We start from the raw sequence: 14,838 nt of genomic DNA on the forward strand, positions 1-14,838 counted from the left end.
GATAGAAACGCTTAAAGCGTACGTTGCCAGTCAAAATACGCCGGAGTGACGTGTTTTAAAGCCCTGCGGGCTTTTCGCCTTATATCCCCGCCCGCACTGGGCTAGGGTTTACGGCGGATTTTGCTAAGTTTAGGATCGTTTACTTCGATACAAGCGAGCAGTTATCTATTAAAAGAAATGCTTTGATGACATTAATGAAAACAACTCTTTTTGGTATCACATTTGAAAACGTACAAACCTGCATTATTAAAGTGAAGTTTTAGTATTTGAATAGTGTGTGATTTAACCCACTATTCGTAGTGTGCTGCTAATAACAATTGTAGTCAATACTATTTATGTCTGCCACCATGCAGAAGGATGAGCGTGATTATAATTTGGTGAGAGTTTGTATGAGTTGTTTTTTATTTAATAGTTAAGCAAGAAACGATTAAAAGCGGTGAAGGGTATCTTTGCTTGAAGACTCTCCAATTTAACCATTATTGGTAGGTTTACTTTTAAATGGTTTAGTCTATCTAATTTTCTACAATGCACGCCTCCACACGATTAAGAAGCTATATTTAAATAATAGAAAACCTGATGTTCTGATTGATGTTGGGATGCTCTTTCAGATAAGAAGTCATCGGTTGGATATTCATTACTTATAAAGAAGTTATCCCAGACATTTTCTATGGGGAAAATTATGTTTTTATCTTATAAAAGAAATCGGGAATTAAAAACCCCTCAACTGCTTATCGTGAGGGGCTATATTTAACTATCTTTTTTAGTTTTTACTCATTAAATGCTTCGGTTTCTATATTGTTAGAAACTGATTTAGAGCGGACTTTCGCAAAGAAAACAATAGTGATAACCGCCGTTGCTACCAGACCGATAATGACGGAAGTATTCCAGTTCAAAGCAAAACCTTCTGGAGCAAATGCCAGATAAGTGAAGCATACCGCTGTCATAAACATGGCTGGCAGGGTAGTGATCCAGTGGAATTTATCACGGCGTAGTAGCCATGCTGAGGCAGCCCATAACATGACCATTGCTGTGGTTTGGTTTGCCCAGCCGAAGTAACGCCAGATGATATTGAAATCAGTTTTGGTAATCAGATAACCGACAATAAACATTGGCACACTTAATAACAGGCGTTTAATCATTTTTTGCTGAGGAATATCCAGGAATTCAGCAATAATAAGGCGTGCAGAACGGAATGCTGTATCGCCGGACGTGATTGGCAGAATCACCACGCCGAGGATTGCCAGAATGCCGCCGACAGTGCCCAGCAGAGAAGTAGAAACTTCGTGAACGACCAAGGATGCCGTACCTTTATCGATCACTGCCTGTAGTGCGTTAGTATCTTCATAGAAGCTCAGACCCAGCGTACACCAGATCAGCGCGATAATACCTTCACCAATCATTGCACCGTAGAAAACAAAGCGGCCATTCTTCTCATTCTGCATGCAACGCGCCATTAGCGGCGATTGGGTGGCGTGGAAACCAGAAATTGCGCCACAGGCAATAGTGACAAACAGTAACGGCCAAATAGGTAGATCTTTCGGATTAAAGTTAGTGGCGAAATCCAGCCCTTGTGAATAGAAAGGCTTATCACTCATAACTAAACCGGCCATCAGCGCGACAGACATAAATAGCAGCAATGCACCGAATAGCGGGTAGAGACGGCCAATGATTTTATCGATAGGAACCAGGGTTGCGAGAATATAGTAAGCAAAGATAACGCCAACCCAGATGGCAATGTTATCCCACCCCATTGCATCTTTCAGCAAGTTGTTCAGTAGACCTGCTGGACTCAGAACAAAGACTACACCCACCAACATCAGTAAAATGACAGCAAAGATATTCATGAAATGCTTCATGGTTTTGCCCAGCTCGTTACCGACGATAACGGGTACTGATGCTCCGCGAGCACGAACACTGAGCATACCGGAGAAGTAATCATGTACTGCACCGGCAAAGACACAGCCAAATACAATCCACAGCATAGCAAGCGGACCGTAGAGAGCACCAAGAATCGGGCCGAAAATAGGGCCAACGCCAGCAATATTCAGTAACTGAATTAACCAAACTTTTGGGGTGGACATGGCGACATAATCGACACCGTCAGCCATAGAAATAGCAGGAGTTTTTCTTTCTGGCCGAATGGTGAATATTTTCTCGACAACTTTGCCGTATATGAAATATCCAGCCAGAAGAAGCCCGATACAGAACAGGAACCACAACATAAAATAATACCTTACTCTACTTTTTTGATCTGGATGCTACTTTATCGTTTCATAAGAAAAATACCGTGAAGTAATTCGCTTTTTACTTTTCCGCTCTGTTTTCTAATTAGAAATACGATTAAAGTAAAAAGTCATTAATTAGCCAGGAGGTGGTTATGCTATATATCTTCGATATGGGTAATGTGATTATTGATATTGATTTTAAACGAGTTTTAGCTGTATGGAGTAATTTGAGCGGTACACCTCTTGCGACGTTGACTAAAAGTTTCTCTATGGGCGAAATGTTTGAAAAACATGAGCGTGGTCAAATTACTGATCTGGAATTCGCGGATACTTTATGCCAGGAAATGAGTATTTCACTCAGTTTTGAGCAATTTGTTGCTGGATGGCATGCTATTTTTATTGATATTCGACCTGAAATCATTCAGATAATGAAGAAATTACGTGAAGCAGGGCATCGGGTTGTGGTGTTATCCAACACAAACCGTTTACATCTGGATTACTGGCCACATAATTACCCTGAAATTGCAGTATCGGCGGATTACCTTTATCTGTCCCAGGATTTGGCAATGCGTAAACCAGAACCTGATATTTTCAAGTATGTTCTTGATAAAGAAGGTTTTTATTCGGATCAAGCCGTATTTTTCGACGATATGCTGGAAAATGTGGAAGCGGCCAGTGCTCTGGGGATCAAGGGTGTTCATGTTGTTGATAGGCAGACAGTGCCAGATTATTTTAAAGCAATCGGTTTTTCTGAATAAAATGAGGGATTGTGCGGATAATATATACCCAATAGATTTCAAATTGCAGCGCGGCGGCAAGGGAGCGAATCCCCAGGAGCATAGATAACGATGTGACTGGGGTAAGTGAAAGCAGCCAACAAAGCAGCAACTTGAAAGATGAAGGATATAGGACAATATATTGATGCTAATCTCTGAACAAGGAAAAATATGATTGCGTTAATCCAGCGAGTCACACAGGCAAATGTTGTTGTTGAGAACGAAATTGTTGGGGAGATTGGTCACGGCTTGCTGGTATTGCTGGGTGTTGAAAAAGAGGATGATCAACAGAAGGCAAAACGGTTATGTGAGAAGGTGATAGGGTATCGGATATTTAGTGATGAGCAGGACAAAATGAACTTGAATGTCCAACAGGTCGGAGGCAGTTTGCTGGTTGTCTCCCAGTTTACACTGGCTGCCGATACTCAAAAGGGCATGCGACCAAGTTTTTCTGGCGGAGCAAGCCCGGATAAGGCTGATGAATTATATCGCTATTTTGTTGAACGATGTTGCCAAAGTGGTGTAAAAACAGAAACCGGGCGGTTTGCTGCCGATATGAAAGTCAGCCTGACAAACAATGGGCCAGTCACTTTCTGGTTGCAGGTCTAGAACGAAAAACAGCCAGTAAAGCGCAACCATCCCCGATGACACATCATGATCAAGAGAAAAGGGCCGTTTCTATGTATTATCTGCGAGTACCTGAAACAGAACAAGAATTGGAAGCATATTACCAATTTCGTTGGGAAATGTTGCGTAAGCCGCTGAATCAGCCTGTAGGCTCTGAGAAAGATGGTTATGACACTATGGCTCATCATCAGATGGTTGTGGATGAGAAAGGTAGCCCAGTGGCGGTAGGGCGTTTATACATCAATGCGGATAGTGAAGGCGCAATCCGCTTTCTGGCAGTACATCCCCATGTGCAAGGTAGAGGGTTAGGAAAATTAATCGCAATGGCCCTGGAATCCGTTGCCCGTCAGGAAGGTGTTAAACGGGTAGTATGCAGTGCTCGTGAATATGCGGTGGAGTTTTTCAGTAAATTAGGGTTTGAAAACCGCGGGCCAATTACTAGCCCGCAAACGACACCAGTTCGCCATTTTCTGATGATAAAACCGGTGGCAACACTTGATGATATTCTTCACCGGCCAGATTGGTGCAACGAACTGCAAAAAGCTTGGTACAAACATATTCCCCTCAGTGAGAAAATGGGTGTGCGGATTTCTCAATATACCGGCCAAAGTTTTATTACCACGATGCCGGAAGCAGGGAATCAAAATCCTCACCAAACTCTCTTTGCAGGTAGTCTGTTCTCATTGGCAACGCTAACCGGTTGGGGGTTGATCTGGCTGTTGTTACAGGAACGCCAACTGGGGGGAGATATTATTCTGGCTGATGCCGATATCCGTTACAAAAAGCCTGTTATTGGCAGGCCAAAATCTGTTGCGGATCTTAAAAATATGAGTGGCGATTTGGCTCGTCTGGCACAGGGCAGTAAAGCGAGAGTGAAGCTGGAAGTGACGGTTAGCGGTGATCATGGGCTAGGTGCCGTGTTTACTGGTACCTACATGGTATTGCCAAATGCTTATACGGCTATCGCTTAGATTGACAGTGGCATTAAATATGCCACTGGTAATATTTCTATAAAATTAAGCTTCGTTGAGCACACGCAGCATAAAGTCATCAAGTTTAGTGCGGAAATTGGCTATATTGCTTCATGTATATTTTATATGTTCAGCAGCTTTGCGTACAACATCGTAGTAACTGGCTGGCAATATACCCATCCGAGGCGAAACAGGGGCAGGGAATGAGCGGCGGGGTGGTGCGACATTGAACCACTCGGATGTGTAATAGAGTTTTAATCGATGATTAAGATTAAACTTCGTATCATACGCGAGGCCCGTAAGGTCAAAGTCAGGATCAGTTGTCGGTATGATAAATTCACCAAGATAGATCTTGTCAGTTTTCTGGGAAGTGCCATATGCCACAACTAATGCGTGCTCCGTGGGTGATGCGGCCAACACAAGGGCTGGCCTTGGTTTTGGTCCTGGGACACCGATATGCTGTGGAAATCGGCACCAGAGAATACTTCCGATCGTAGCAAGTGGGGTGAAGCGAGTAATTCTCTCTTTTGTTGCCATTTGTCACTTCCGTCAAATCAAACTTTGAGTAAAGACATCATCTGACAGGGCGTTTGCTTCGCTTGCGTTACGGATAGTGGAGAGCTGTTCGTTCGTCAGCGGGCCATCATCACGTTCATAATGAGGTAGGTACTGGTCGGCCAGATTGCGTAAAGCAAGGTGGGTGAGTTCTGTTTTGCTCATTCCAGTAACGTTTACCAGAGCCTCAAGTGTTTCAGCGCTGATACCGGTAGGTGTATCCTGATTGCGCAGACGCAAAAGGAAACTTGCTACTGGTTTTTCATGATTCCGTTGCATAAGTGTGCCTCGTATGAATGTATCTGTTTAGACATGATTGATAGCATATTTATATCAGATATAAATATGCTATCAATCTTTATCTGATATGTAGTAATCACGAATAAATAAAGCGCGAAATATCAAAGCTATCAGGCATGTTTCTGTGAAGTGGGCATGTTCTCCTTTCGGAAGCACAAACATACGGCATCTTACTTCCTATGGGACAACATGCCCAGATGGCTATAACTTAACAACCGGACAGGTTTCACAGTTTGGTGTGGATATTTGTCCCTTATCGATGATTTGAGTTTCCTGGCCTGATTGTTTGTCTGTGGCAATAAATGTGCCATTGATAGTGTTTTTAATGTCATTAGCAGATAGATCTCCCTGTATTAACAGCGTGAAATTACCTTTGCCCTGTAATTTCAACGGAATCCAGCCCCATTGAGGCAAAATTGCTAAATCTGCATCTATTCCCCGGAAATCTAAAGTGAATGGCTTCTGTACTTGTTGATCCACTGTGCCTTTAATTTTCAGTAACCCATCATCAATAGAGGCATCTAATTGGTCGAGGATCAGTTTATTGCCCTCCGTATGTAATTTAAGGTAAGGACGATGTAATTCAACTTTGTTGAATGTTGCGCTGGTGGCGCTCAGGTTTGAAGAGCCGTTCCAGATCCCCCATTTCCCTTCTTTTAATAATTCCATGTTATCTATGTGACCATTGAGAGCAGTAAGCTGGAATGGAAAATCGGGATTAATATCAATCAACAAGCTGTTATTAATCGTCAGTTGGTTAATAGAAAATTCGGATATCCATTTAGGAAGGGATTCTTTTAATGATTGGTGCCAATTTTCTGGCAAGGTATAAGTTAAACCAGCAACCGTTGCATTTGTGATGTTGAGTTGCTTTGTTTGGTGATCCCATTGAGCTTTGACGTGGAATAATCCCTTTTCCCAACGGGTAGTGAGATTGGAAATACGGAGTTCATTGCCTGCAAGACGCAGGTGACCAATAGCGTCAGTGAAATGAAGATCATTCAGCGTAGTGTCCATGACGTTGAAATCAATGATGCCTTCTTTTGTTTGCCAACTCCCATTAGTCAAACCAATATTTTTTACTGAGGCATCCAAATAGTTAGCAGACCAGTTTTTACCTTCCAGTTTAGCATTAGTCAGGCTTAGATCTTTGATGCTGATTGCGGGTAATTTACTCACTTTTAGCCATAACTCTTTAAGAGTCATTGGCGTTTGCCAACGGACATTGCTGATAAGTAAACTATCCCACTGCCAGCTACCATCGGGCAGACGTTGCCCATTACCCGATATCGAACCCTGTGCCAATGTTGCACCAAGTGAATGGATAATAAGGGCATTCTGCTGGCTATCTCCTTGCATAATGACTTTTTCAAGAGGAATACCATTCAGCTTCAGCTTCTCGGCACTAAACTGAAATTTGCCACTTCCTGACAACTCATTTGGTTGCGGGTTCCATGGGGTTATGCCGCCGGTAATGTTTTGTCCCTGAATTTGCCAGTCTGCATTTTCTGACTGAATAGCCATCTGATTAAGTTGCAGGATATTGGCGCTAAAAGGCAGGGATTGTCGTTGGTCTTTTATGGTTAATTGGCCCTGTTGCAATAACAGACGATGAAAATGACGTGGGGCAGTGAGTTGTTGCCAGTTGAAATCGAATGATGCAACTTGAGCGGCTAAAGTGAAAGTGTGTTGCTTATTGCTAATGACGATATCGGAGAATGCCAGGGTTTTAGGTTGTGACCAGCTATGTTTAATATTGTTAATTTGAACCTGATAACGACTATTATTACTAAGCCATTGACTAAGCTGATGTGCTCCCCAGTTTGTTTGCATCACAACATAAATAGTGATCATTGCCAGTATTAGCAGTAATAACAGAGTAACCAGCGATTTTCCTAACCATCTCATCATTAGACTCCAGCCTAATCGGTTTAACCAATGCCCTTTTATGCCGTAATTTTCTTGTTCACTCAAGAGATAGAGTGTAAAAGTTATGAACAGGAATGATTATTTATAACATTTATATAATTGGATAATAAAAACAGAGATACCAATCAATAACCCTGTTAATTGCCAGCTTTAATGATTATCAGATAGCGAAATAAATTGAAAATAATTCATTATTATTAGTGAGTTTATTTCAACAAAAACAAGCTGTAAGTATTTATTTTTATTTGACTGTGTTTTTATTTCCTATACAAAGCTGAATTTTTTGTTAAAATTTTAGAGCATGTTTTTAGTCATATAAATAGTTATATTGTGTAACTAATGTCACTATTAAAGTTATCAAGAGTGGCGTAGTGATATCGCAAAGCTTTTCCCAAAAAATTAATGTATTACGAGGTGATCATAAATAATGTAATAATTTTATTTGCATAATTAAACCTATTTTTATCCTGGTTTAATTGATGTTTGGAATAAAACGTCGCGATTGATTTTACTTATTTACCAGTGAATAAATAATGTCAGGAATATACTATGTCAGATGAAATGAAACAAAAATCGCCGGATGAAAATAATGCCCGTATCACCCGCCCACTAAATGGCAAGGAATATCTGGAAGGGTTAAATGATGGTCGGGAAATTTGGGCTTATGGTGAGCGTATTCACGATATTACCAGCCATCCTGCTTTTCAAAATCCAGCCCGCGCTGTTGCGAAACTCTATGACGCCTTGCACGATCCTGCTTATCGTGACGTACTGACTACAGCGACTGATACGGGTAGTTGCGGTGTGACACATCCCTTTTTTCGTATCCCGCGCTCACAGCAAGATTTAATTGCTGATCGTGATGCTATCGCCGCGTGGGCGCGCATAAGTTATGGTTGGTTAGGGCGAAGCCCTGATTATAAGGCTTCGTTTCTTACCACACTGGGCGCAAATCCGGAGTTCTATGGTGATTTTGCTGATAATGCGAAAACCTGGTACACCCGTTCACAGGAAAAAGTGCTTTACTGGAATCACGCAATTGTTAACCCGCCAATAGATCGTCATTTACCTGCTGATGAAATTGGTGATGTTTGTATTCATGTGGAAAAAGAGTGCGATGATGGATTAATCGTTAGCGGTGCTAAAGTCGTTGCCACGGGATCAGCAATCACCCACTACAACTTTATCGGCCATTATGGTTTACCGATCAAAAAACGGGAATTTGCATTGGTCTTTACCTTGCCGATGAATTCACCGGGGTTGAAATTAATCTGTCGCCCCTCTTATGCATTGGCGGCGGATAAAATGGGAAGTCCTTTTGATTACCCACTCTCTTCCCGCTTTGATGAGAACGATACCATTATTGTTTTGGATAAAGTGAAGGTCCCATGGGAAAACATATTTATCTATGGTGATATCGAGAAAACATCGTCGTTCTTTTCTGAAGCTGGCTTTTTTCATCGGGCATTGTTACATGGCGTCACCCGGTTGGCCGTTAAACTTGATTTTCTTTGTGGGTTAATTATTAAAGGCGTTGAAGCGACGGGTACGCAAGATTTTCGTGGTGTGCAAACACGTATTGGTGAAGTATTAGCATGGCGTAATATGTTTTGGGCGATTAGTGATGCAATGGTTAAATCACCTCAACCTTGGCATGGGGATGCTTTATTGCCGCGATCTGAGTATGGAATGGCTTATCGCTGGTTTATGACGTTAGGCTACCCGCGGATAAAAGAAATTATTGAGCAGGATTTAGGGAGTGCGCTGATTTATGTTAACTCTCATGCCAGTGATTTTACTAATCCGGAACTTGCTCCCTATCTTAATAAATATGTGCGTGGCTCAAACGGTTATAGCGCTGTTGAGCGCGTAAAACTGATGAAACTGATTTGGGATTCTATCGGCACAGAATTTGCCGGCAGACACGAATTATATGAGCGCAATTATTCCGGCAACCATGAAAATATAAGAATTGAACTGCTATTAACTGCCCAAGCGTCAGGATTAGTGGATCAATTTAAGGGATTTGCTGAGCAGTGTATGAGTGAATACGATCTTAATGGTTGGATTGGTGACGATTTTATTTGGCCTTCCAGTCGCTAGGCTAAACCATAATCACGCACAACTATGATTTTATGTGCGTGATTATCTGCAACCTGATATTGGACTTTTCGGCGGATATTATTTTTCCTGAGGAAATACCAAATTAAGAATAATAGCGGTCATACCACCAGCGGCAATACCAGAAGAGAGTAGCGTTTTCAGCCAGTCAGGCGCGAACTGTAAAATCAGTGGTTGTTGAGCAACGCCCATTCCAACCGCTAAAGATAGTGCGATAATCATAATTGCCCGGCGGTTAAGTGCCTCTCTGGAAACGATACGGATACCAGACGCGGCAATTGTACCGAACATCACGATAGTAGCCCCTCCTAATATCGGTTCAGGGATCTGTTGTACAAATCCTGCCACCGCAGGAAACAGACCTAACAGAATCAGCATCAACGCCACGGCATAACCCACATGACGGCTGGCAACGCCGGTTAACTGGATAACCCCATTATTCTGCCCAAAGCAGGAGTTCGGGAAAGTATTGAATACGGCAGAAAGCATAGAATTTAGGCCATTAGCTAAAACACCGCCTTTAATACGCTTCATATATAGAGGACCGCTGACCGGTTGTTCAGAAACATCTGACGTCGCGGTAATATCCCCGATGGTTTCCAGTGAAGTGACCATAAAAATCAGCATTAATGGGATCAGCAGATTCCAGTCAAAGGAAAGACCATAATAGAGTGGCGTAGGAATCGTTATCAATGAACCGTTCTCCTGCACCGTTGCTTGCGGCAGCATACCCATTAGCCAGGCGACAACATAACCGACTGCCATTGCAATCACCAGAGAAGCGACACGTAGATAAGGATTACGCTGGCGATTCAACAAAACAATCACCGCTAACACAACACCTGCCAGAAACAGATTATCCGGAGAACCAAAAGTATGATTTTCGATAGCAGAGAATCCGCCACCGATAGAGGTCAACCCAACCTGAATAAGAGACAAACCGATAATCATTACAACAACACCGGAAACCAGCGGGGTGATAATTCTCCGAGCCAGATGTAATACGCGGGATAACAGAATTTCAGTAACGGATGCCAACATCAGGGTACCGAATAGTGCTGCCATCATGGTCGGGATGTCTGCCCCACCGTTTTTGAGTGCCAAACCGCCCATGATCAGTGGGGAAACAAAGTTAAAACTGGTTCCTTGAATGGAAAGTAAACCAGAACCAACTGGCCCCCAGGTTCGGATCTGGATTAATGAAGCTAACCCTGAAGCAAACAGAGACATACTGATGATCCGCTGTGTATCGTGAGCGGGTAGCCCCAGCGCCTGACAGATTAAAATTGCTGGCGTGATAACAGCGACAAACATTGCCAGTAAATGCTGGCAGGCAGCAAACAACGTTTGTAGCAGCGGTGGCCGATCTTCTAAGCCATAAATTAATTCACTGTCTGATTTTTTCGGGGGTATTGTTGCAGTTTGTTCAGGGGATGAAGTGAACATGGTGTGAAATTCCGGACCGACAAAAAACGCATTTTAATCATCTACTGCGCAAAAGCAATCGTTTGCGTAAAAATTCTGTTATTTGTCATGATTCACGCTGGTCACATTTTTATATGTTTTAACTTGTGTTTGTTGCAGATTTTTTTTCTAATCCAGCGTTGCCTGCTTTTGGCGTTTTCTAAAGGATGAGTATAACGTCGTAATAACTTACATAATTTTAACAATATAGCTGGGGTACATAGATGTATCATCTTGATGTTTATGGCACGCTTGTTGCGTCCGCATTAGTACTATTACTTGGGCGTAAACTTGTACAATCAGTTCCATTTCTTGAAAAATACACCATTCCGGAACCTGTCGCGGGTGGCCTGTTAGTTGCTTTGATGCTTTTAGTCGTTAAGCAAATGACTGGCTGGGAAATCAGCTTTGATTTGTCTCTTAAAGACCCTTTGATGTTAACTTTCTTTGCCACGATCGGCCTGAATGCGAATCTTTCCAGTTTGCGAGCGGGTGGTAAGGTACTTTTCACTTTTGTCTTCGTTGTTGTTGGCTTGTTGTTGGTGCAGAACACAGTGGGTATCGCGCTGGCTGAATTGCTGGGCCTGGACCCACTAATGGGCTTACTGGCGGGATCTGTTACCTTATCTGGTGGTCATGGTACGGGAGCCGCTTGGGGTAAACTGTTTAGTGAGCGTTATGGTTTTGAAAATGCGACAGAAGTGGCAATGGCCTGTGCGACTTTCGGTTTAGTACTGGGTGGTTTGATTGGTGGCCCGGTTGCCCGTTTTTTGGTGAAAAATACAAAAACCCCAGGGTTGAAGGCAGATGATACCGAAGTGCCAACGGCGTTTGAAAAACCTTATACCGGCCGGATGATTACACCGCTGGTCATGTTGGAAACTATCGCATTGATCGCTATCTGTCTGATGGCAGGTAATTTTATTTCTGAGCTTATGCAAGGTACATGGTTTGAATTACCGACATTCGTCTGTGTGTTGTTTATTGGGGTTATCCTCAGTAACAGCTTGTCGGCGTTAGGTTTCTACCGGGTATTTGATCGGGCGGTTTCTGTCTTGGGTAACGTGAGTCTTTCGTTGTTTCTGGCAATGGCGTTGATGAGCCTGAAATTGTGGCAGATGGCATCTCTGGCATTGCCAATGCTGACAATTCTTGCGATACAGGCAGTCGTCATGGCGTTGTATGCAATTTTTGTCACCTATCGTGTGATGGGTAAAAACTATGATGCTGCGGTTTTGGCTGCGGGTCATTGTGGTTTTGGTTTGGGGGCGACACCGACGGCTATTGCGAACATGCAGGCGATTACCGACCGTTTCGGTCCATCTCATGTGGCGTTTCTGGTGGTGCCGATGGTAGGCGCGTTCTTTATCGATATCGTTAACGCGATTGTGATTAAACTCTATCTGCTGTTGCCGGTATTCCCGGCGGTGTAGGGGCAAATTAGAGAGATACTGCGCCAGCGATTGAGTTGGTGCAGTATTGTGATTGTGTTTCAGCCTTTCTTTTGAAATATGAGGATTATCACTAATGGAAATGTTCAATCCTCCTCATCCAGGCGAAATTATTGCTGATTCTTTGGAAGAGCTAGGCTTGGGAATTCGTGATCTTGCGCGGGCATTAAATGTTGCTCCGTCTACGGTTCAACGTTTAGTTTCGTGTAAAGCGGCAGTCACGCCAGAAATGGCGGTAAAGTTATCTAAAGTACTTGGTAGCTCTCCACGGTTGTGGTTGAAACTGCAAGAATCTTATCAGACCGCTGACAAACCTTGTTAAAAATAACGGTGTCCGCGTACTGCTTCGCATCTGCAAAACTGCGCTCTATCGTCTCCTTTCGTCGTTTGTAAATCTTTTCCCCCATGAGGTTAATCGGTTTTCTCTGGCTTGCTCTTTACTGGCCTCCCAGACATGGCAGGTTATCATTAAGCGAGAGCGTTTCTGGCGGGAAAGTCTGGGAAGGTGGTCTTTTACTGTGTTTTACTTATAATTTAGCGCATTCGAAATAGTAAAAAGGATGAGCAACAATGAAGCTTTTCAACGCTCTGGGGTTTCGTTGGGACCGGTCTGCTGTTCCTCTTTTTGTCCCGATTTACTCCATTGAACGGGTATGTTTCCGTTTTCACCGAATGTTGCCAGAATTTGTTTGGGATGCCAGCGTGCTTGAAGGTAATCCTTTTACTTTCCCAGAAGTGAAGACATTATTAGACGGTGTAACCGTCGGTGGTAGGCAAGTTTCTGATCAGGAGCAAGTACTGAATCTCGCAGAAAGTTCCAGGCGACTGTTATTTATGGTAAGAAAAGGTCAATTTGAGTTGACCAAAGCTACATTTACTGAACTTCACAGCATAGTTGCCCGCAACGAAGCCTTGGAATGGGGACGGTTCCGTGGAGAAGGGCAAGAGGAGAATTACACTCCAGATGTCAGTTTGGGCGAGTATGGTCGGCATACTCCGTTACCTACTGTACCCGGCGCGCCAGAATTGAACCGCATTTTTCAAGCCGGTATGGCTGCATTGGATGAGTGTCAGCCTTTCGAAAAGGGGGCCGCATTCTTCCTTTTCGGCGCGCTACAGCAATTCTTCTTTGACGGTAATAAACGTACTTCGCGTTTCATGATGAACGGTATTTTGATGTCAAATGGCATAGATGCTATCAGCGTGCCTGCGGCGAAAATACATGAGTTCAACGAAAAGATGGTGCGCTTCTACTTGAGCAAAGATGCTTCTGAGATGATGGCGTTCCTTGTGGATTGTCACCCGGAAGCAGAGCAAATTCGTGCGCTGAATACACGAAATTAGCGATCACTGCGCCTAACCTGTTGGATTCGTCCCTATATGTTTTCAATCATGCATTGCCATAATGTGTATTCGGTAACTAGCGTTCAATTCATGTTCTTTCCCCAAGCTTGACGATAAAAAAGTTATTTTGTTTTTATCGTCAACGCTTAGTTTTTTGATCTAAAAAAGGTCTCTGATATGAGCCCATGGCGGGATTCCACTTTGTTTACCCTGCCATGTGGTAATTCATTTACCAGCGATTCTATACTCCACTTATAGCAAAAATTTTTATTGCATTACAAATGTCATTACAGGAGATAACGTTATGAGTACTATTCAGGTCAGAGTTGATGAAGAACTTAAAAAAAGTGCCCCACGTTTTATGCTCTTCATTATAGATGGTTATGTGGATCTTGCGTCTGATGCAACACCGCCAACACTTCAATACCCGTCGGAACTTCCCGGTAGTAAATCATGTGGCTCTCTACGGGGAAACTCAGCACACCAAAATAAAGATCCTCACTGCGATCACGACCGGGGGATGGGTGACGATCAAGAATTTTCGTCATAGTCACACGTAACGAAGTTGAATAAGCTTCCGCAACATTCGCCCCCCATCGGCGCATAGAATAGAGTTTGATTGCACGAATATGCTCTCTGGCTTTCTTAGTAAACCGGACACCCATCCTTAAGCCTTACCCTCAAGTTCATCAACCGTCAACGGCGCAAATACATCATCAATACTATGTAATTCGCCACGATCAGCTTGTGCAATAGATTCAGCCAGAACGGCTTTTAAATTCTGTAACTTGAGCTGTGCGAACTGATCATACTCTTCAGGAGAGATAACCACGGCCACACGCTTACCATGCTTACTAATTTCCACAGGTTCACGCTGAACTTTCATAAGCAGATCACCAAACTGGTTCTTAGCTAGTTGTGCGGGAATAATTTCCATACATCACCTACCGTCTAAAATGGCTCGAATAGCTATTATAGCTAAAAATGCATGGAGCTACCAGTAATCAAAATAGCCAACCGCCAACCAAGATGACTTTTGGGTGTCGCTCGTCAAGTGAAAGAGTTTCTGGCGGGA

The 14,838-nt window shown here is 43.1% G+C and carries 14 protein-coding genes and 1 pseudogene; 7 read left to right on the plus strand and 8 right to left on the minus strand.

Features of this window, described 5'->3' with window-relative positions:
• Window positions 1–767 precede the first annotated feature (767 nt).
• Complete coding sequence (locus C5469_RS16395) at window positions 768–2,222, minus strand: carbon starvation CstA family protein (RefSeq protein ID WP_166308929.1); 1,455 nt, start codon at window positions 2,220–2,222, stop codon at window positions 768–770.
• Window positions 2,223–2,377: 155 nt separating this feature from the next.
• Between C5469_RS16395 and yihX the strand changes: the two genes are divergently transcribed.
• From yihX to fabY, 3 genes are all read left to right on the plus strand, one after another.
• Window positions 2,378–2,983 carry a glucose-1-phosphatase gene (gene yihX, locus C5469_RS16400; protein WP_166308932.1) on the plus strand — a complete coding sequence of 202 codons (606 nt, stop codon included), beginning with the start codon at window positions 2,378–2,380 and terminating at the stop codon, window positions 2,981–2,983.
• Window positions 2,984–3,172: 189 nt separating this feature from the next.
• On the plus strand, window positions 3,173–3,610 hold the full coding sequence (gene dtd, locus C5469_RS16405; RefSeq protein WP_166308935.1) for a D-aminoacyl-tRNA deacylase: 438 nt from the start codon (window positions 3,173–3,175) through the stop codon (window positions 3,608–3,610).
• Between the two features lie 71 nt (window positions 3,611–3,681).
• On the plus strand, window positions 3,682–4,599 hold the full coding sequence (fabY, locus tag C5469_RS16410) for a fatty acid biosynthesis protein FabY (protein ID WP_166309125.1): 918 nt from the start codon (window positions 3,682–3,684) through the stop codon (window positions 4,597–4,599).
• A gap of 111 nt (window positions 4,600–4,710) precedes the next feature.
• Here the strand turns inward: fabY and C5469_RS16415 are convergent, their stop codons facing one another.
• From C5469_RS16415 to C5469_RS16425, 3 genes are all read right to left on the minus strand, one after another.
• On the minus strand, window positions 4,711–5,019 hold the full coding sequence (locus C5469_RS16415; RefSeq protein WP_242689500.1) for a hypothetical protein: 309 nt from the start codon (window positions 5,017–5,019) through the stop codon (window positions 4,711–4,713).
• Window positions 5,020–5,148: 129 nt separating this feature from the next.
• On the minus strand, window positions 5,149–5,433 hold the full coding sequence (locus C5469_RS16420) for a hypothetical protein (RefSeq protein ID WP_166308941.1): 285 nt from the start codon (window positions 5,431–5,433) through the stop codon (window positions 5,149–5,151).
• 222 nt (window positions 5,434–5,655) lie between these two features.
• Complete coding sequence (locus C5469_RS16425) at window positions 5,656–7,362, minus strand: AsmA family protein (protein ID WP_166309128.1); 1,707 nt, start codon at window positions 7,360–7,362, stop codon at window positions 5,656–5,658.
• Between the two features lie 570 nt (window positions 7,363–7,932).
• On the opposite strand from C5469_RS16425, the gene C5469_RS16430 reads away from it, so the two are divergent.
• Complete coding sequence (locus tag C5469_RS16430; RefSeq protein ID WP_166308944.1) at window positions 7,933–9,486, plus strand: 4-hydroxyphenylacetate 3-hydroxylase N-terminal domain-containing protein; 1,554 nt, start codon at window positions 7,933–7,935, stop codon at window positions 9,484–9,486.
• 78 nt (window positions 9,487–9,564) lie between these two features.
• On the opposite strand, the gene C5469_RS16435 is transcribed toward C5469_RS16430, so the two are convergent.
• Window positions 9,565–10,950, minus strand: coding sequence for a uracil-xanthine permease family protein (locus C5469_RS16435; RefSeq protein WP_166308947.1), 1,386 nt, complete (start codon window positions 10,948–10,950; stop codon window positions 9,565–9,567).
• A gap of 242 nt (window positions 10,951–11,192) precedes the next feature.
• On the opposite strand from C5469_RS16435, the gene gltS reads away from it, so the two are divergent.
• Window positions 11,193–12,401 carry a sodium/glutamate symporter gene (gltS, locus tag C5469_RS16440; RefSeq protein WP_166308950.1) on the plus strand — a complete coding sequence of 403 codons (1,209 nt, stop codon included), beginning with the start codon at window positions 11,193–11,195 and terminating at the stop codon, window positions 12,399–12,401.
• A 94-nt stretch (window positions 12,402–12,495) separates the two neighbouring features.
• Window positions 12,496–12,741 (plus strand): HigA family addiction module antitoxin, encoded by a 246-nt coding sequence (locus C5469_RS16445; protein ID WP_166308953.1) that lies wholly within the window; start codon window positions 12,496–12,498, stop codon window positions 12,739–12,741.
• A gap of 2 nt (window positions 12,742–12,743) precedes the next feature.
• On the opposite strand, the pseudogene C5469_RS23255 reads toward C5469_RS16445, so the two are convergent.
• Window positions 12,744–12,885 (minus strand): annotated as a pseudogene (locus C5469_RS23255) (transposase); the annotation flags it as partial.
• Between the two features lie 104 nt (window positions 12,886–12,989).
• Between C5469_RS23255 and C5469_RS16450 the strand changes: the two are divergent.
• Window positions 12,990–13,763, plus strand: coding sequence for a Fic family protein (locus C5469_RS16450; RefSeq protein WP_166308956.1), 774 nt, complete (start codon window positions 12,990–12,992; stop codon window positions 13,761–13,763).
• Window positions 13,764–14,134: 371 nt separating this feature from the next.
• Here C5469_RS16450 and C5469_RS16455 read toward each other — a convergent pair whose 3' ends face one another.
• Complete coding sequence (locus C5469_RS16455; RefSeq protein WP_023046512.1) at window positions 14,135–14,428, minus strand: type II toxin-antitoxin system RelE/ParE family toxin; 294 nt, start codon at window positions 14,426–14,428, stop codon at window positions 14,135–14,137.
• A 2-nt stretch (window positions 14,429–14,430) separates the two neighbouring features.
• On the minus strand, window positions 14,431–14,700 hold the full coding sequence (locus tag C5469_RS16460) for a type II toxin-antitoxin system Phd/YefM family antitoxin (RefSeq protein ID WP_012776389.1): 270 nt from the start codon (window positions 14,698–14,700) through the stop codon (window positions 14,431–14,433).
• Between the last annotated feature and the right edge of the window lie 138 nt (window positions 14,701–14,838).

Origin of the sequence: Photorhabdus cinerea (assembly GCF_011189575.1) — a bacterium.
In the GTDB taxonomy this organism is placed as follows: domain Bacteria; phylum Pseudomonadota; class Gammaproteobacteria; order Enterobacterales; family Enterobacteriaceae; genus Photorhabdus; species Photorhabdus cinerea.